This is a genomic window from Aeromonas sp. D3 (assembly GCF_027705025.1).
GTDB classification, from domain to species: domain Bacteria; phylum Pseudomonadota; class Gammaproteobacteria; order Enterobacterales; family Aeromonadaceae; genus Aeromonas; species Aeromonas salmonicida.
The window spans coordinates 189429-206977 of sequence record NZ_JAPDBE010000003.1 but is presented as its reverse complement, the minus strand read 5'-3'; the positions used below and the strand labels follow the sequence as shown (position 1 = coordinate 206977).

Sequence of the window (17549 nt, the reverse complement as noted above, 5' to 3'; positions counted from 1 at the left end):
ACTACCTGAAGCAACACCGCTTATATACCCGCACACTTGGAATTATTTGAGTCTCTAAAAATGAGGGGATCTCTGAGAATCAAGACAGGAAGTGACGGCAGGATGATTGATCTCTGACCCACAGCGGCATCGCCATGGTTTTTCATGGTGACGGCCCCGGGCGGAGCCGCCAAGACGATTCAAGCCTGGGCCGGATCGGCCGCCAGATAATCCAGGGCCGCCTGCCAGCCCATTTGGTAACCCTGCTCCAGCCGCCCCTTGTCTGTGGTCATGCGGCCGACCCGAAAACCCGCCGGCGGCACTATGACCCGGATGCAGCAATCCGCCGGTGGCTGGCGGATGAAATCGATGGCGTCGTTGTAGCTTTGATGACGCGAAAGGCTGGCGCGAGCCAGGGCCGGAGTCTCGCGCAGCAGATAACGGTGCAGGGCCGGCAGACGTGGCGCCCGCTTGCGATAGCCGAAGGGGCGGGAGAGCACCACTGTGATGTCGCGTGCCCCCTGTTCGTAGGCGTATCGCACCGGAATGGAGTCGGCCACCCCGCCATCCGTCATGGCTTCCCCGCCGATGCGCACGAAGTCGCGATAGACCAGGGGCACAGAACAGGAGGCCTTGATCTGCTGCTCCAGCTCGGCCGCGTTCCCCTTGAGGTAGGCGGCCTGACCGTCCGAGACCCGGGTGGTCACCACTGTCAGCGGCACCGGATTGACGGCAAAGCGGGCCAGATCGAGTCGGCACTCGCGGATGGTGATCGCCCACAGCCAGTCGAGATCGAGCCAGTGACCGCCACGCACGAACCTGGCCAGACTGATGAACTCGGGGCGGCAGGAGTAGTCCGTGATGACGCTGTGGTTGCGTCCCCGCTGACCGGCCAGAAAAGCCGCCAGATTGACCGCCCCCGCCGAGACCCCGATACAGTGATCAAACGCCGTCCTGCCCTGTGCCAGAAAGGCATCCAGCACACCGGCGGCAAAAATGCCGCGCATGGCGCCCCCCTCGACCACCAGGGCCGTTTGCCGCCGACTCATCTCACCTCCCGCTGAATTTGCTCTGTGAATGGACTCACACTTTGACCCATCCGGTGCCCATCCCCACGTTGCGCTCCCTATAATGGGCGCGCCTCTGCTCTGGTGCCATGAGGTATAACTTATTGATGCTACGGAATATTACAATGAAAAAAATCAGCAAGTCCCTACTCGCCGCTGCCATTTCCCTCGGATTGATGGCAGGCTGTCACAGCAACAATGACTCCGAGACTCCAGATACCATGGTTCGCTTCGCTACCTTCAACCTCTCCTTTGATCGCACCGCTCCCGGCATGCTGAGCGGCGAGCTGGCCCTGACCCGCGCCGAGCAGGACACCCTGCTGGCTCGCCTCGCTGACGGCGGCCTGAGCGGCGCAGAGAAGACCAAAGCCCTGGACGTGCAGCAGATCCGCAATATCGCCGAAATCATCCAGCGCACTCGGCCGGATGTGTTCCTGCTCAACGAATTCGACAACGACGGCAAAGGCGAAAATACCGCCGACCTGAAGGCGTTCAACGACAACTACCTGGCCCACGCCCAGCACAGCGAGGTGCAGGCCATCAGCTACCCTGTGCTGCAAAACTTCGCCACCAACACAGGCCTGATGAGCGGCCATGACCTCAACCTGGATGGCAAGGTCAACACAGGGCCGGACGACGCCTGGGGCTTTGGCAACTACCACGGCCAGTACGCCTTCGCCATCATGTCCCAGTACCCCATCGATACCAAGCAGATCCGCACCTTCCAGCACTTCAAGTGGAAGGACATGCCCGGCGAATCGAACCCTGTCATCGACGACTGCAGCAACCCCAAGGCCCCGATCCCGGCGGGCCGCCAGTGTGGCGATGCCTGGTATGACGACGCCGCCTGGCAGCAGTTCCCCCTCTCTTCCAAGAACCACGCCGACGTGCCGGTGCGCATCAAGCGCGGCAACAAGGAGGAGGTGATCCACTTCCTCGTCTCCCACCCGACCCCGCCCATCTTCGGCAACGCGGCGCGCCACAACGTCAAGCACAACCGCGCCGAAGTCGCCTTCTGGCAGGACTACGTGGAGACCGCCAGCTACATGGTGGATGACGCGGGCAAGGCCGGCGGCCTGGCCGAGGGCGCCAAGTTCGTCATCGCCGGGGATCTCAACGCCGATCCCCAGATTGGCGACGGGGATCTCACCGCCATTCAGGATCTGCACAACCATGTACTGGTCAATCAGGCGGTCACCAACGGCGCCATCATACCAGTCAGCCAGGGTGGCCCCGAGTGCCTCGCCAGCCAGCCGGATCAGTGCAAACGCAACAACAAGCGCCCCACCCCGGAGCGCATCACCAGCAGCAGCGGCCTGCAGCTCGATCACCTGCTGCCCTCCGCCAACCTGAACGCGGTCGCCTCGGGCGTGTTCTGGCCCGCCAGCTTCGAGCCCGGCTATCACCTGGTGTACGACGCCAAGCTGGGCATCGCCAAGGGAGTGAGCTCGGATCACCGGCTGGTGTGGGTCGACTTCAAGCTCGACTAACTTGATGGTGTTATCAACAATCAGGGGGCCCGCGGGCCCCCTGATTGTTTTCAAACAAAGTGAACGGCCCTTGGTCACCGCAAGCGCCAAGGGGCGCAGCAATGGGGGCTATTGCCAAGCTGGGGCGACGGGATCACAGAACACGGGCACCAATGAGGCTAGACTGGGGACTCTTGTCGCCAGGCTCTGGCGATGATGCCTCCGCTTTCACTCATCGAGGACACGCTTCATGGAACTGCTTCTTCTCAGCAACGGTAAAGCCACCGAATTTCCGGGTCTGCTCGGTTGGGCCCGGGATAGGGTGCAAACCCTGCTCGCCCGCAAACAGGTCAAACGCATACTGCTGATCCCCTACGCCGTGATCCGCAGCGACTGGGATGCCCGCGCCCGCGATCTCACCGAGAGTCTGGGGGTGGAAGCCATCAGTATTCATCAGTTTGATGACCCTGTGGATGCCATCAATCAGGCTGATGCCATCTTCATCAGCGGTGGCAATACCTGGCGCCTGAACCAGCTGCTGCACGAATATGGTCTGGTCGTGCCAATCCAGCGCGCGGTACGCGAACGGGGCGTGCCCTATGTGGGCTGGAGCGCAGGTTGCAATGTGGCAACCCCCAGCATTCGCACCACCAACGACATGCCGGTGTGCAACGCCGCCGTGCTGCCTGCGCTGGGCCTGTTCCCGTTGCAGATCAACCCTCATTATCTGGATGCCAGCATCAGCGGTCACATGGGCGAAACCCGCGACGAACGTCTGGCGGAGTTCTGCGCCATCAACCCGAGCGAATACGTGGTGGCTCTGCGCGAAGCCAGCCTGCTGCAGATAAGCGGTGAGAGCAGCGGCGACACCCTCGAATACTGGAGCGCCCGCGGCGAGAGCTACAAGATCTTCAAACACGGCGAGGAGGTGCAGGAATTCATGGATGCCACCCCGCTGGCGAAGCTGACCCCCTTTAGCCCTCACGGCTGACTGCCCATGAAAAAGGGAGCATAGAGGTGAGGTGCTGATCTGAGCCGCCGAACCGGCGGTTTGCCATGCTGTAAGGGGCAAGGGATCTTCCCTCGCCCCTTGTTTTGTTAGACGGGAGTATGCCATGACGACACGGATCGAACACGACAGCTTCGGGGACATAGAAGTGCCGGCCGAGCGGCTGTGGGGCGCCCAGACCCAACGCTCCCTGCTCCACTTCAACATCTCGGGAGAGCGCCAACCCACCGAGCTCATCTGCGCCCTGGCCCGCATCAAGTCTGCTTGCGCCCGGGTCAATCACGCCAAGGGGTTGCTGCCCGCCCGCACGGCCCAGGCCATCATGAGCGCCGCCGATGAAGTCCTGTGCGGCCTGCATGAGGAAGAGTTTCCACTGCGCGTCTGGCAGACAGGCTCGGGCACCCAGACCAACATGAATGTCAACGAGGTACTGGCCAACCGGGCCAGCGAACTGCTCGGCGGTCCGCGGGGGCAGGGCTGTCTCGTCCATCCCAACGATCAGATCAACCTCAGCCAGTCGAGCAATGATGTCTTCCCGAGCGCCATGAACCTGGCGGCCGTCACTGCCATTACCTTACAACTGCTGCCCGCCCTGATAACCCTGAGCGCGACGCTGGCCCGCAAGGCCCACGCCTTCGACGACATCGTCAAGATTGGCCGCACCCACTTGCAGGATGCCACCCCGCTCACCCTGGGGCAGGAGTTCTCCGGTTGGGTTGCCCAGCTGGAACAGGGGGAGCGCCACATTCGAGCCGCCCTGCCCCATCTTTGCGAGCTGGCACTGGGGGGCACGGCCGTCGGCACCGGCCTGAACACGCCACCCGGTTTTGCCGATGCCGTGGCGGCCACCCTGGCGGAGCAGACGGGCCTGCCGCTGGTGAGCGCCCCCAACAAATTCGAGGCGCTAGCGAGCAGCGATGCCCTGGTTCATGCTCACGGCGCCCTCAAGACGCTGGCCGCGTCGCTCATGAAGATCGCCAACGACGTGCGCTGGCTGGCCAGCGGCCCCCGCAGCGGGCTCGGTGAGCTGCTCATTCCGGAAAATGAACCCGGATCCTCCATCATGCCCGGCAAGGTCAACCCGACCCAGTGCGAGGCGCTCACCATGCTGTGTGCCCAGGTGATGGGCAACGACGTGGCGATCAACATAGGCGGCGCCAGCGGCAACTTCGAGCTGAACGTCTTCCGCCCACTGATTGCCCATAACTTTTTACAGAGCGTGCGTCTGCTGGCCGACGGCATGCGGAGCTTCCACGACCACTGCGCCACCGGCATCACACCCAACCGGGCACGCATAGACGAGCTGCTGGCCGGCTCCCTGATGCTGGTCACGGTACTCAACCCTCACATCGGTTACGACAAGGCGGCCGAGATAGCCAAGCGGGCCCACAGTGAGGGGCTCAGCCTGCGGGAAGCCGCCATTGCCTCCGGCCACCTCACGGCGCAGGAGTTCGATGCCTGGGTAGTGCCCGCCAACATGGTGGGGCGACGGGGGATCTGACATGAGTGCCTGCTGAAAAATGAAAAAGCCGGGCATGCCCGGCTTTTTCATTGTGCAATTCGTCGTTCAGGGTTTGATCAGCTTGCTCAGGGCATCCAGCTGGCTCTGGGCGGCCAGCAACTTGGCCTGGGCCTCTTCCAGCTTGGCCTGCTTCTTGGCGATCTTGTCCGGCTTGCCCGACACACGCGCATTTTGCAGCTCGAGCAGCCGTTCGTTCACCTGCTCTTTCAGCTTGGCTACCCGTTGCTGCTGCTCCTTGAACAGACCGTCATCGGTACAGTGGGCCTCTATGTTGCGCAGCGCCTGCTCCAGCCCAGCTATCTGATCCGCATTATTGTGCGCCTTGGCGAAGACCAGCTGATCCGCCACTGCCTGTTGCCTAGCCTTGCAGCCGACCTGCTGGCTGCCATAAGCCTGACCGGCCAACAGCAGCATACTTATTCCGAAAACCTTCCACATAACGACCTCATTCCTCTGTCATGTTTGATGGTCGCCTATCAGACCGTACTCGGCCAACCGGGTCAAGTCATGCGCAAACCGGTACGACAGAGTTTGTGCAACATCACGCCAATACAGGCCGGCCGGGTCTACAATGGTGTTTTCGTAATGGAGTCTCTTATGAATCAACATATTGTCATCATTGCCAACGGCGCCCCCTATGGCAGCGAGTCCTTGTTCAATACCCTGCGTCTGGCCATTGCCCTGGGCGAGCAGGGTGGCGCCAGCCTGCAGCTGTTCCTGATGTCCGACGCTGTCAGTGCCGCCCTGGCGGGGCAAGCCCCGGCCGAGGGTTACAACCTGCGCCAGATGCTGGAGATACTGCTGGCACAGGGCACCGCCATCCGTCTTTGCAAGACCTGCACCGATGCCCGCGGCATCACGGCGCTGCCCCTCATAGAGGGGATCGAGATCGGAACCCTGCCCCTGCTGGCCCAATGGACACTGGCGGCCGACAAGGTGCTGACCTTCTAGCCAGCTAACAGCCTCACAGGCACAAGTCTTGATCGGCAGGGAGCCTGCGCCATTTGAAAACCATCACCCTGTTTTTACTGTCTACACTGTCAGTTAGATAACAATGTGCGCCCCCTCATATTCGTTCAGGGAACTACCATGAATCCAACCGAACAGACCCTGCTGGAACAGATGCGGATCACAGAGTTTGAGATCGCCCATCGCAAGGAGCTGCTGCTGCTGGACGAGGACGACTTCACCCGGCTCGCCAGCTATCGTTCCAAGATAGAACCCCATATCGATGTGCTGGTCGACAAGTTTTATATACTGCAGACCGGGATCACCGAGATTGCCCTGCTGATCGGCGATGCCGATACGCTGACAAGACTCAGAGCGGCTCAGCGCCGTTACATCCTCGACCTGTTCAGCGGCCTGTATGACCTGGAGTACGTCAACAACCGGCTGCGGATCGGGCTGGTGCACAAGCGGATCGGGGTGGAACCCAAGCTCTATCTGGCGGCCATCAATACCCTCAAGGGGTTGCTCATCGAGGATATCTTCACCCAGATAGCCCATGAGCCCGAGCGCATCGCCATGCTGACCGCCCTCGACAAACTGTTTCTGTTCGACATTACCCTGGTATTCGAAACTTACATCCGCAGCCTGGTCTCGGAGATAGAGTCATCCAAGGAGAAATCGGAGATCTATGCCAAAGCGCTGGAGGAGAAGGTCCGGGAGCGTACCCAGCAACTGGAGGAGATGAGCCGCACCGATGCTCTCACCGGCCTGCTCAGCGTGCGCCACCTGCAGGAGAACCTGACCCGCACCCTGCGCACCTGCCAGCGTCGGGCCGAGCCAGTGGTCATCGCCTACCTCGATATCGACGACTTCAAACAGATCAACGACACCCAGGGGCACCAGCGGGGAGACGAGATACTGCGCATAGTGGGTGCGTCCATCCGCAAGGTGTCACGGGCCGAGGACTGCTGCTTTCGTTACGGCGGAGACGAGTTCTGTCTGATCCTGCCCAACTGCAGCGAGGATCAGGCCAGAGACGTCTATCTGCAACGGCTGACCCACACACTGGCAGAGCAGATAGGTGATGTGACCCTCAGCATCGGCCTGGTGCAAACAGGGCCATTGCAGTTCGACGAGGGCAACAGCCTGATCCGGCTGGCCGACGAGCGCATGTATGCCGCCAAGAAGGCGCTGAAAGAGGTGAATCCGAAAGAAACCCACTAGCCTTGCTGGGCACAGGATTTCGCCACCTCGGGGCGCGGGATCCGGGCCCCCCATTCGTACAACAGAAACGTCAGCACGCAGAGCAGCGTCATCAGTATGTAGAGCAACTGTCCACTCCACTGCTCGATAATCCAGCCTCCCAGCACGGCGCCGATGGCCCCACCCAGCCCGGCCAGCGCACCGGCTCCGAAATAGCTCCCCTTGAGATGAGGGGGCGACATCTGGTCGATCAGCACGTTGAGCAGCGGAAACAAAATGGTCTCCCCCACGCTCAGCAACAGCACGGCCCCGATCCAGTGTGACCACTGCTGGGGATCCCCCAGCGCGAACAGCACCTGAGCGCCCAGAAACAACATGATGCCGACCTGCAGCCGTACCTTGTGCGGCCAGCGGGCAAGCAGATGCAGCAGGGGAAATTGCAGCACAACCACGGTCAGTGCATTGGTGGTCACCAGGATGGCGACCAGTTTCGCCACCTCTGGGGTTTCTGCCCGCGTCAGGTATTGCACCAGCGGCGAGTGAAACTGGGAGTAAACCAGCACCATCAGCAGATTGGCCATCACCAGCAACAGAAAACCCAAATCCAGCCACAGCACCTTGATGGCGGCGCGCAGACCCAGGCCGCCGCTGCGCTGCTCGCCCTCAATCAGCTGGCGAAAACCCCAGACGAAGGCGGCCCCCAGCAGCAGATAGCTGCCTGAGAGCAGCAAAAAAGTGTGCTGCTGGGCACTGATCCCCAGCGTCACCCCAAGCAGGGGCCCGATCGCCGCCCCCAGGTTGAGCAAGAAGTAACGCAGGTGGAGTGCCAGCTCGCGGGCCTTGGCAGAGATGAGGCTGTCGGCCATCAACGCCTTGCCGGGCGCATCGATCAAGCCGGAAGAGAGGCCGCTGCCGAGCACCCCTACCCCTAACCAGAATACAGAGTGGGCAAATCCCAACAGGCCGTAGCAGAGCAGCGCGACCAGACAACCGGCCAGCAAGATGTTGCGCCGCCCCAGCTTGTCCGACAGCCAGCCGCCATAGAAGCTGACCAGGGTAGAGATCGCAGCAGTCGCCCCCAGCATGGCACCGATACTGGTGGCCGAAAGGGCATACTCCCGATAGAGCAAGATTGAGAGAAACGGCCAGACCATGTAATAGCTGGTGCGCACCATGAAGGTACCCAGGATAACGGTCCAGACCAGAGGGGGAAGCTGCCTGAGGAGGGCCCACGACATCATACTGCTCCTTGTTGCCCGTCGCGCGGGGAGCTCTCCGTTGTAACAGAGGGTCTCATAGGAAACAAGCGTGGTGGACAGTGGACACAAAAAAGCCGACCCTGAGGTCGGCTCTTCACAGCTCAGCAGCCTTATTCGGCAGCCGGCTCTTCGACAGCGGCTACGTCAGCAGCAGGAGCAACGGCTTCGGTCGGTGCATTCGCTTCCTTGATGGAGAGACGCACACGGCCTTGACGGTCCACTTCCAGTACCTTCACTTTCACCACGTCACCGAGCTTCAGGAAGTCGGCCACGTTCTGCACGCGGGCGTCGGTGATCTGGGAGATGTGCACCAGACCATCTTTACCCGGCAGGATATTGACGAAAGCGCCGAAATCGGCCAGACGCACAACCTTGCCTTCATAGATGCGGTTCACTTCGATCTCGGCAGTGATGGCTTCGATACGACGGATCGCTTCCATGGCCGCTTCGTTGGCCACGGCGGAGATGCGGACGGTACCGTCATCATCCAGCTCGATGTTGGTGCCAGTCTCTTCGGTCAGCGCACGGATCACGGAACCACCCTTGCCGATCACGTCCTTGATCTTCTCGGGATTGATCTTGATGGTGTGGATACGCGGGGCGAAATCGGAAATCTCGGCACGCGGTGCCTGGATGGCTTCGTCCATCACTTTCAGGATGTGCAGGCGAGCACCACGGGCTTGCTTGAGGGCAATCTCCATGATCTCTTTGGTGATGCCTTCGATCTTGATGTCCATCTGCAGCGCAGTGATACCTTGGGTAGTACCGGCCACTTTGAAGTCCATGTCGCCCAGATGATCTTCATCACCCAGGATGTCGGACAACACGACGAAACCTTCTTCTTCCTTCACCAGACCCATGGCGATACCGGCAACGGAGGCCTTGATCGGCACACCCGCATCCATCAGCGCCAGGGAGGAACCACAAACGGAAGCCATGGAGGAGGAGCCGTTGGATTCGGTGATTTCAGACACCACGCGCACCACGTACGGGAACTCGGCGGCGCTCGGCATCACGGCAGCAACGCCGCGCTTGGCCAGACGACCGTGACCGATTTCACGACGCTTGGGGCTACCCATCATGCCGGTTTCACCGACGCAATACGGCGGGAAGTTGTAGTGCAGCATGAAGCGGTCGGCGCGATGGCCAGCCAGCTCATCGATGTTCTGGGCGTCACGCTCTGTACCCAGGGTCGCAACGACGATGGCCTGAGTCTCACCACGGGTGAACAGGGCAGAACCGTGAGCACGGGGCAGAATGCCGGTACCGACGGACAGGGCACGGATCATTTCCGGATCGCGACCATCGATGCGCGGCTCGCCACGTACGACGCGACCACGAACGATGCGGCTTTCCAGGCTGTGGAACTCTTCGCCAATCTTCTTGGCATCGTCTTCCACGCCGGCGGCGATCACTTGCTCGATCACCCGCTGCTTGATGGCGCTGATGGCGGCGTAACGCACAGCCTTCTCGGTGATGCGGTAGGCTTCACCCAGTTCAGCTGTAGCCAGCTCGGCAATCTTGGCCTTGAGGGCTTCGTTGGTCGCAGGCGGGGTCCAATCCCATGGCTGGGTACCCACATCGGCGGCGAATTCGTTGATGGCGTTGATCACGACTTGCATCTGCTCGTGGCCATAGACCACGGCGCCCAGCATCACCTCTTCAGAGAGGATGGCCGCTTCGGATTCCACCATCAGCACGGCGTTGGCGGTACCGGCAACCACCAGATCCAGATCGCTCTGGGGCAGTTCGGCGGTAGTCGGGTTCAGCACATACTGACCGTTCATGTAACCCACGCGAGCAGCCGCAATCGGGCCACCAAACGGAATACCGGAAATGGCCAGTGCAGCAGAGGCACCGATCATGGCAACGATGTCCGGGGAAACCAGCGGGTTCACGGACATAACGGTGGCAACCACCTGAACCTCATTGAGGAAGCCTTCCGGGAACAGCGGACGAATAGGACGGTCGATCAGGCGGGAGGTGAGGGTTTCGCCTTCGCTCGGACGGCCTTCACGACGGAAGAAACCACCCGGGATACGACCAGCAGCATAGGTACGCTCCTGGTAGTTGACGGTCAGCGGGAAGAAATCGCGACCGTGATCGGCCTCTTTCTTGCCTACTACGGTCACAAATACGCAGGTATCGTCCATGCTGACCATAACGGCCGCAGTGGCTTGACGGGCCATCACACCGGTTTCCAGAGTGACGGTGTGTTGACCGTACTGGAATGACTTTACAATAGGATTCACGTGAATTTCCTTTTTACAATTTGGCTCTTTAAATTCGCGTGCAAGTATACTTGATTCGAACCAAAAGGTAAGCAGTGACACACATTCTGTGAGGATGGCAACAGCCTGACGGACAATAAAAAAGGGGAACCCTGAGGTTCCCCTTTTTCGCGAAATCTGATGGTCGATTAACGACGCAGACCCAGCTTGGCGATCAGAGCAGCATAACGCTGAACATCTTTACGCTTCAGGTAGTCCAGCAGCTTGCGACGCTGGGAAACCATGCGCAGCAGACCACGACGACCGTGGTGATCTTTAGCGTGCTCTTTGAAGTGACCTTGCAGATGGTTGATCTGGGCAGTCAGCAGGGCAACCTGCACTTCGGGGGAGCCAGTGTCGTTGGCGCAACGAGCGTTGTCAGCAACGATGGAAGCTTTGATCTCAGCATTTAGAGACATGGTAATACTCCAATAGAGTGTTTAAAGGTTCACAGCCAATCTCTAATTCAGCCGTGAAATGAGGGCGGTATCATAATCGTCCCCGTCACTTTTCGCAACGAGAAAGAGGCGCAGCGGGAAAGACGCCCTGATACCGCCTAAGGATCACTCCTCGTCGTGTTCATCGTGGTAGCGAACCAGACGCTTGGGGGCAACCCGCCCTTCATCGTCGATCTCGCCCACACCGATGAACTCACGCTCAGGGCCCACCGTCATGCGAACCTGGCCGCTTTGCGGCGCGCCAGCTACCTGCACGGCTTGACCCTGGTTCACATAGGCGGCGACTGCCGCCAGCATGTTCACCTCGGGCAGTGCGGCCACGGCGGTATCCATCGGCAGCAACAAGGGGTCGAGCTGCTCCCGTGGCGGGATACTCTCGGCCTTGGCCTGTTCGAAGATGCACTCGAGCTGTTCCAGGGTCAGCATCCGCTCATAGGGATACGTGGCCACCTGGGTACGGCGCAGCTGGGTAACGTGTGCGCCACAGCCCAGCACTTCACCCAGGTCGTCCACCAGGGAGCGAATGTAGGTGCCTTTGCTGCAGTGCACTTCCAGCTTGACCTCATCCCCTTCAAAGCTGATGAGCTTGAGCTCGAACACAGTGATGGGGCGTGCTTCCCGCTCGATCTCTATGCCTTCACGGGCATATTCATAGAGCGGGCGACCGTTGTGCTTGAGTGCCGAGTACATGGACGGCACCTGCATGATGGGGCCGCGGAACTGGTCCAGTGACTCGATCAGGGTACCCAGGGCCACGTTCACCGGACGGGTGGAAACCACCTCGCCGTCGGAGTCGCTGGTGTTGGTGCGCTCGCCCAGCTTGGCGGTCACCTCATAGCGCTTGTCCGCTTCCAGCAGATACTGGGAGAACTTGGTGGCCTCGCCGAGGCAGATCGGCAGCATGCCGGTCGCCAGCGGATCCAGAGCGCCGGTGTGACCGGCCTTGGCGGCGTTGTAGATACGCTTGACCTTCTGCAACACATCGTTGGAGGTCAGACCGGTCGGCTTGTCCAGCAGCAGGATGCCGTGTACGTCACGACCCTTGAAACGGCGTCTACGAGACATCTCAGGCTTTATCCTCAGTTGTATCACCCGGTGCGGCTTCGTCTTCCTCACGGCCGGCTTCGGCCATGCGACGCTTGTCGTCACGCACTGTGTTGGACACCAGGTTGGAGATGCGCATCCCCTCGACCAGGGTCTGGTCGTAGTAGAAGCGCAGCTCGGGCACCACCCGCAGGCGCATGGCGCTGCCGAGCAGGCTGCGGATGTAGCCGGCCGCTTCGGTCAGGCCCTTGAGCCCTTCCGCGATGCGCTCGGCATCGATATCCAGCTGCAAGAAGGTGACATAAACCTTGGCATAGTTGAGGTCCTTGGACACTTCCACGTCCGAGACGGTTACCATGCCGATGCGCGGGTCCTTGACCTCACGCTGCAAGATCAGCGCGATTTCGCGCTGGATCTGCTGGCCGACCCTGTTGGTCCGGCTGAATTCTCTGGCCATATTCTATCCTGCGATAAAAGGGGGCCGCAGCCCCCTATTTTGTCTAACTGTCGGCTTACAGAGTCCGTTGAATTTCAATGGTCTCGTAAACTTCGATCTGGTCGCCTTCGCGTACGTCGTTGTAGTTCTTGACCGCGATACCACACTCGTAACCGTTGCGGACCTCGTTGACGTCATCCTTGAAGCGACGCAGGGATTCCAGCTCGCCTTCATAGATAACCACGTTGTCACGCAGAACACGGATACGGTTGGAACGCTTGACCACACCTTCGGTAACCATACAGCCGGCAACGGCGCCGAACTTCGGTGACTTGAAGACGCTACGCACTTCAGCCAGACCGATGATTTCCTGACGATACTCAGGAGCCAGCTTGCCGCTCATGGCCTGCTTCACTTCGTCGATCAAATCATAGATGACGGAGTAATAACGCAGATCCAGGCTCTCGGATTCGATGACCTTGCGCGCAGAAGCGTCGGCACGGACGTTGAAGCCCACCAGGATGGCGCTGGAAGCCGCAGCCAGAGTGGCGTCGGTTTCGGTGATGCCACCGACACCTGAACCCACGATCTTGACCTTGACTTCGTCGGTAGAGAGCTGGACCAGCGCATCGCAAATTGCTTGCACCGAACCCTGTACGTCGGCCTTGATCACCACGTTCACTTCGGACACTTCGCCCTCTGTCATGTTGGCGAACATGTTTTCCAGCTTGGCCTTCTGCTGGCGAGCCAGCTTGACGTCGCGGAACTTGCCCTGACGATAGAGCGCCACTTCACGGGCTTTCTTCTCGTCACGTACAACAGTGGCTTCGTCACCGGCAGACGGCACCCCGGACAGACCCAGGATTTCCACCGGCAGGGACGGACCCGCTTCCTTGATCTCGCGACCCAGTTCGTCACGCATGGCACGAATACGACCGTATTCCAGACCACACAGTACGATGTCGCCCTGGCGCAGAGTACCTTCTTGTACCAGCACTGTGGCAACCGGACCACGCCCCTTGTCCAGGAAGGACTCGATCACGACGCCGCTGGCCATGCCATCGACTACCGCTTTCAGTTCCAGTACTTCGGACTGGATCAGGATGGCTTCCAGCAGGTCGTCGATACCTTCGCCTGACTTGGCAGAAACATGGACGAACTGGCTATCGCCACCCCAGTCTTCTGACATGACGTTGTAACGGGCCAGCTCGGTCTTGACGCGATCCGGATCCGCTTCAGGCTTGTCGATCTTGTTGACCGCAACCACGATGGGTACTTCAGCCGCCTTGGCGTGCTGGATGGCTTCGATGGTCTGCGGCATGACGCCGTCATCGGCAGCAACAACCAGAACGACGATATCGGTCGACTTGGCACCACGAGCACGCATGGAGGTAAACGCAGCGTGACCCGGAGTATCCAGGAAGGTGATCATGCCACTGTCGGTTTCGACGTGGTAAGCACCGATGTGCTGGGTAATACCACCGGCTTCGCCAGCAGCAACCTTGGCTTTACGGATGTAGTCGAGCAGCGAGGTCTTGCCGTGGTCGACGTGGCCCATGATGGTCACGACAGGGGCACGGGACTTGGCTTCGGAGGTCTCGTCACGATCGGACAGTACCGCCTCTTCCAGTTCGTTCTCACGGCGCAACACCACCTTGTGACCCATCTCTTCGGCGACCAGCTGGGCAGTCTCCTGATCGATCACCTGGTTGATGGTGGCCATGGCGCCCATCTTCATCATAGCCTTGATGACTTCAACACCCTTGACGGCCATCTTGTTGGCCAGTTCGGCTACAGTGATGGTTTCGCCGATGACAACGTCACGGTTAACCACAGCTGCGGGCTTGTTGAAGCCGTGCTTCATGGCGTTGGGCATGGCCATCTTGCCGCGCTTGCCTTTGCGGGCACGCGGGTTGCGGGAGTCGCGATCGTCTTCACGACGACCGGCCTTTTTCGGGGCCTTGACCGCTGCAGCAGCCGTGCGACGACTGGTCTCTTCCTTCCGGTCCAACTCGTCTTCTGCGGCTTGCGCATGCTTGTTGGTGGTCAGATGATAGTCACTGCTCTCTTTGGCGCGAGCAGCTTCTTCTTCAGCCCAGCGAGGGCCGTTCTGTTCCGCCATGAGACGAGCCTCTTCGGCTTTCTTGGCGGCGAGTTCTTCTGCTTTTTGCAAAGCTGTTTGTTCCTGTTGGCGCTTCAGTTCTTCTGCTTCGCGCTTGGCCATCTTTTCTGCCTCTTGCTGAGCTGTGCTACTGGCTGCTTTGGCGGGCTGTGGAGCCTGTCGAGCCTTTGATTGTGCCTCGATCCGCGCCTTTTCCTCAGCTTCACGACGAGCCTGCTCAGCCTCACGGCGAGCCTTCTCTTCAGCATCGAGACGAACCTTGTTCTCGGCCTCGCTACGAGCTTTTTCTTCTGCTTCCAAACGCGCTGTTTCCTCGGCTTCCGCCTGGCGCTGTTCATCTTCCAGCGCCGAGCGTTTTACATAGGTGCGAGTCTTGCGCACTTCAACCTGCACTTCCTTGTTCTTGCCGCCAGTCCCCTGAACACTGATGGTGCTCTTGGTCTTGCGCTGCAAAGTCATGCGGGCTGGTGCGGTGATCTCGTCACCTCCATGCTGTTTTTTCAAGTGGGCCAGCAGAGTCTGTTTTTCAGACTCGCTGACGAGGTCGTCGGCCTTGCTCTTGCTGATACCGGCATCGACAAACTGCTGGAGAAGACGATCAACCGGCGTGTCGATGTCAGTGGCAAGTTGTTTGACTGATACTTCTGCCATTCATTTTCCTCCGTTTGATCTTATTCAGACTGCTCTTCTCCGAACCAACAGATATTGCGAGCAGCCATAATCAGCTCACCGGCTTTCTCAGCGGTCAGCTCTTCAATGTCGGCAAGGTCGTCGATACCTTGCTCTGCCAAATCTTCCAGGGTGCCGACACCACGCGCGGCCAGGGCATATGCCATGTCGCGACCGAGGCCAGCCAGATTGAGCAGGTCTTCGGAAGGCTCTACGCCGTCCAAGGATTCTTCTTTGGCCAGGGCCTTGGTGGTCAGGACATCCTTGGCACGCTTGCGCAGCTCTTCCACCATGTCTTCGTCCAGACCGTCGATGGCCTGCAGCTCATTGACGGGTACGAAGGCGATCTCTTCCAGAGTCGAGAAGCCTTCTTCCATCAGCAGACCGGCGAAATCGTCGTCGATGTCCAGGGCGCTGGTGAACAGGGTCAGGATGCGATCGTTCTCGGCCTGGTGCTTGGAGCGCATGTCCTCGACGGTCATGACGTTCAGCTCCCAACCGGTCAGCTGGGAAGCCAGGCGCACGTTCTGACCGTTGCGGCCGATGGCCTGGGCCAGGTTGGCGGCTTCCACGGCGATATCCATGGTGTGGTTGTCTTCATCCACTATGATGGAGGCCACATCGGCCGGCGCCATGGCATTGATCACGTATTGTGCGGGGTTGTCATCGTACAACACTATGTCGGCACGCTCACCGCTCAGCTCGGCAGAGACGGCTTGCACACGAGCACCACGCATGCCGATACAGGCACCGATCGGGTCGATACGACGATCGTTGGTCTTGACGGAGATCTTGGCGCGGGAGCCCGGGTCACGGGCGGCGCCCATGATTTCGATCATCTCTTCACCGATTTCCGGTACTTCGATGCGGAACAGCTCTTTCAGGAAATCCGGGCTGGAGCGGCTGACGAACAGCTGGGAACCACGGGCTTCTGGACGCACGGCGTAGAGCAGACCACGAATACGGTCGCCCGGACGGAAGGTCTCGCGCGGCAGCATGTCGTCACGGAAGATCACGGCCTCGGCATTGCTGCCCAGATCCAGGATCACGTTGTCACGATTGCTCTTCTTGACCACACCGCTGATGATGGTGCCTTCCTTGTCCTTGAACTGGTCAACAACTTGGGAACGCTCGGCTTCGCGCACTTTCTGCACGATAACCTGCTTGGCGGTCTGGGTGGTGATACGGTCGAAGGTAACAGAATCAATCTGATCTTCTACATAGTCACCGAGCTGGATCTCGGGCTGCTCGATCTGAGCGGCTTCGAGGGTGATTTCACCGTACGGGTTCTCCATTGCAGCCTGGTCGGCCACAACAACCCAGCGACGATAGGTTTCGTAGTCACCGGTCTTGCGATCGATTTCAACCCGAACTTCAATCTCGCCTTCATATTTTTTCTTGGTCGCAGTCGCCAGCGCAGTCTCCAGAGCCTGGAAAATCTTCTCGCGGGGTACCGCCTTCTCGTTGGATACAGCGTCAACGACCAGCAAAATCTCTTTATTCATATCCGATAGCCTCGTTAACCAAAGTTCGGCACTATGTTCGCTTTTTGGATATTGGTGAAAGCCAACACGTCGTCCTTACCATCTACTGTCAGGGTGATCATGTCGCCTTGCACAGCTTTGATTACGCCTTTGAACTTGCGGCGGTTATTTGTTGCCATCCGCAGCTGCACTGCCGCCTCTTGGCCAACGTATTTTTCGAACTGGGCAACCTTGAACAGCGGACGATCCAGACCAGGGGAGGATACTTCCAGGAAGTATTCTTCTGTGATGGGATCTTCGACATCCATGATGGCGCCAACCTGGTGGCTGACTTCAGCACAGTTTTCGACAGTCACACCATTCTCGCCGTCGATAAAGACACGCAAAGTGGAGTGGTTACCCGCGCGGATAAACTCAATACCCCAAAGTTCAAAACCCAAGGCAACGACCGGAGCCTCGAGCAGATCGGTCAAACGTTGTTCCAACGTAGCCAAAGTCACCCTCCGAAAAACAAAAAAAGGGCATAAAGCCCAGATAGATATCGATTCAGAGTAAATCGCACATAACAAAAAGCCCCGATGTCAAATCGGGGCTTGGCGCTTTACCCTGA

General features: G+C 59.5%; 15 protein-coding genes. 5 read left to right on the top strand and 10 right to left on the bottom strand.

The genetic code is table 11. The features are described 5' to 3' along the window. Nucleotides 1-179 precede the first annotated feature (179 nt). Nucleotides 180-1028, bottom strand: coding sequence for a patatin-like phospholipase family protein (locus OKC28_RS03845; RefSeq protein ID WP_270687511.1), 849 nt, complete (start codon nucleotides 1026-1028; stop codon nucleotides 180-182). Between the two features lie 143 nt (nucleotides 1029-1171). Here OKC28_RS03845 and OKC28_RS03840 point away from each other — a divergent pair, with 143 nt between their 5' ends. From OKC28_RS03840 to fumC, 3 genes are all read left to right on the top strand, one after another. Next, complete coding sequence (locus OKC28_RS03840) at nucleotides 1172-2536, top strand: endonuclease/exonuclease/phosphatase family protein (RefSeq protein ID WP_270687508.1); 1365 nt, start codon at nucleotides 1172-1174, stop codon at nucleotides 2534-2536. A 229-nt stretch (nucleotides 2537-2765) separates the two neighbouring features. Next, on the top strand, nucleotides 2766-3506 hold the full coding sequence (gene pepE / locus OKC28_RS03835; RefSeq protein ID WP_219591134.1) for a dipeptidase PepE: 741 nt from the start codon (nucleotides 2766-2768) through the stop codon (nucleotides 3504-3506). 124 nt (nucleotides 3507-3630) lie between these two features. Further along, nucleotides 3631-5025 carry a class II fumarate hydratase gene (gene fumC / locus OKC28_RS03830; protein ID WP_270687503.1) on the top strand — a complete coding sequence of 465 codons (1395 nt, stop codon included), beginning with the start codon at nucleotides 3631-3633 and terminating at the stop codon, nucleotides 5023-5025. Nucleotides 5026-5091: 66 nt separating this feature from the next. Here fumC and OKC28_RS03825 read toward each other — a convergent pair whose 3' ends face one another. Then, the gene (locus OKC28_RS03825) at nucleotides 5092-5484 is read right to left on the bottom strand and encodes a DUF1090 domain-containing protein (protein ID WP_333562723.1); all 393 of its coding nucleotides are present in this window, start codon (nucleotides 5482-5484) and stop codon (nucleotides 5092-5094) included. Nucleotides 5485-5643: 159 nt separating this feature from the next. Between OKC28_RS03825 and OKC28_RS03820 the strand changes: the two genes are divergently transcribed. Both OKC28_RS03820 and OKC28_RS03815 read left to right on the top strand, forming a co-directional pair. Next, the gene (locus tag OKC28_RS03820; protein WP_096118667.1) at nucleotides 5644-5997 is read left to right on the top strand and encodes a DsrE/DsrF/TusD sulfur relay family protein; all 354 of its coding nucleotides are present in this window, start codon (nucleotides 5644-5646) and stop codon (nucleotides 5995-5997) included. A gap of 138 nt (nucleotides 5998-6135) precedes the next feature. Beyond that, on the top strand, nucleotides 6136-7218 hold the full coding sequence (locus tag OKC28_RS03815; RefSeq protein ID WP_005317508.1) for a protoglobin domain-containing protein: 1083 nt from the start codon (nucleotides 6136-6138) through the stop codon (nucleotides 7216-7218). Here the strand turns inward: OKC28_RS03815 and OKC28_RS03810 are convergent. From OKC28_RS03810 to rimP, 8 genes are all read right to left on the bottom strand, one after another. After that, nucleotides 7215-8525, bottom strand: coding sequence for an MFS transporter (locus tag OKC28_RS03810; protein WP_333562722.1), 1311 nt, complete (start codon nucleotides 8523-8525; stop codon nucleotides 7215-7217). The two genes, OKC28_RS03815 and OKC28_RS03810, sit on opposite strands and share 4 nt — an antisense overlap. A 41-nt stretch (nucleotides 8526-8566) precedes the next feature. Next, nucleotides 8567-10708 (bottom strand): polyribonucleotide nucleotidyltransferase, encoded by a 2142-nt coding sequence (gene pnp, locus OKC28_RS03805; protein ID WP_059111423.1) that lies wholly within the window; start codon nucleotides 10706-10708, stop codon nucleotides 8567-8569. 167 nt (nucleotides 10709-10875) lie between these two features. Then, nucleotides 10876-11145 carry a 30S ribosomal protein S15 gene (rpsO, locus tag OKC28_RS03800; RefSeq protein ID WP_005317514.1) on the bottom strand — a complete coding sequence of 90 codons (270 nt, stop codon included), beginning with the start codon at nucleotides 11143-11145 and terminating at the stop codon, nucleotides 10876-10878. A gap of 144 nt (nucleotides 11146-11289) precedes the next feature. Next, nucleotides 11290-12249, bottom strand: coding sequence for a tRNA pseudouridine(55) synthase TruB (truB, locus tag OKC28_RS03795; protein ID WP_005317516.1), 960 nt, complete (start codon nucleotides 12247-12249; stop codon nucleotides 11290-11292). Nucleotide 12250: 1 nt separating this feature from the next. After that, a complete protein-coding gene (rbfA, locus tag OKC28_RS03790) occupies nucleotides 12251-12685 on the bottom strand; it encodes a 30S ribosome-binding factor RbfA (RefSeq protein ID WP_270687495.1) in 435 nt (144 codons plus the stop codon). 55 nt (nucleotides 12686-12740) lie between these two features. After that, nucleotides 12741-15437 carry a translation initiation factor IF-2 gene (infB, locus tag OKC28_RS03785; protein ID WP_099994130.1) on the bottom strand — a complete coding sequence of 899 codons (2697 nt, stop codon included), beginning with the start codon at nucleotides 15435-15437 and terminating at the stop codon, nucleotides 12741-12743. A 20-nt stretch (nucleotides 15438-15457) separates the two neighbouring features. Beyond that, nucleotides 15458-16960: a transcription termination factor NusA gene (nusA, locus tag OKC28_RS03780; protein WP_270687492.1), complete on the bottom strand. Its 1503-nt coding sequence runs from the start codon at nucleotides 16958-16960 to the stop codon at nucleotides 15458-15460. A 14-nt stretch (nucleotides 16961-16974) separates the two neighbouring features. After that, entirely contained in the window at nucleotides 16975-17433 is a 459-nt protein-coding gene (gene rimP, locus OKC28_RS03775) for a ribosome maturation factor RimP (RefSeq protein ID WP_005317527.1), read from the bottom strand. Between the last annotated feature and the right edge of the window lie 116 nt (nucleotides 17434-17549).

Coding starts and splice junctions, on each gene's coding strand:
- OKC28_RS03845 (WP_270687511.1), bottom strand. CDS start 1,028: ATGAGTCGGCGGCAAACGGCCCTGGTGGTCGAGGGGGGCGCCATGCGC.
- OKC28_RS03840 (WP_270687508.1), top strand. CDS start 1,172: ATGAAAAAAATCAGCAAGTCCCTACTCGCCGCTGCCATTTCCCTCGGA.
- pepE (WP_219591134.1), top strand. CDS start 2,766: ATGGAACTGCTTCTTCTCAGCAACGGTAAAGCCACCGAATTTCCGGGT.
- fumC (WP_270687503.1), top strand. CDS start 3,631: ATGACGACACGGATCGAACACGACAGCTTCGGGGACATAGAAGTGCCG.
- OKC28_RS03825 (WP_333562723.1), bottom strand. CDS start 5,484: ATGTGGAAGGTTTTCGGAATAAGTATGCTGCTGTTGGCCGGTCAGGCT.
- OKC28_RS03820 (WP_096118667.1), top strand. CDS start 5,644: ATGAATCAACATATTGTCATCATTGCCAACGGCGCCCCCTATGGCAGC.
- OKC28_RS03815 (WP_005317508.1), top strand. CDS start 6,136: ATGAATCCAACCGAACAGACCCTGCTGGAACAGATGCGGATCACAGAG.
- rpsO (WP_005317514.1), bottom strand. CDS start 11,145: ATGTCTCTAAATGCTGAGATCAAAGCTTCCATCGTTGCTGACAACGCT.
- truB (WP_005317516.1), bottom strand. CDS start 12,249: ATGTCTCGTAGACGCCGTTTCAAGGGTCGTGACGTACACGGCATCCTG.
- rbfA (WP_270687495.1), bottom strand. CDS start 12,685: ATGGCCAGAGAATTCAGCCGGACCAACAGGGTCGGCCAGCAGATCCAG.
- infB (WP_099994130.1), bottom strand. CDS start 15,437: ATGGCAGAAGTATCAGTCAAACAACTTGCCACTGACATCGACACGCCG.
- nusA (WP_270687492.1), bottom strand. CDS start 16,960: ATGAATAAAGAGATTTTGCTGGTCGTTGACGCTGTATCCAACGAGAAG.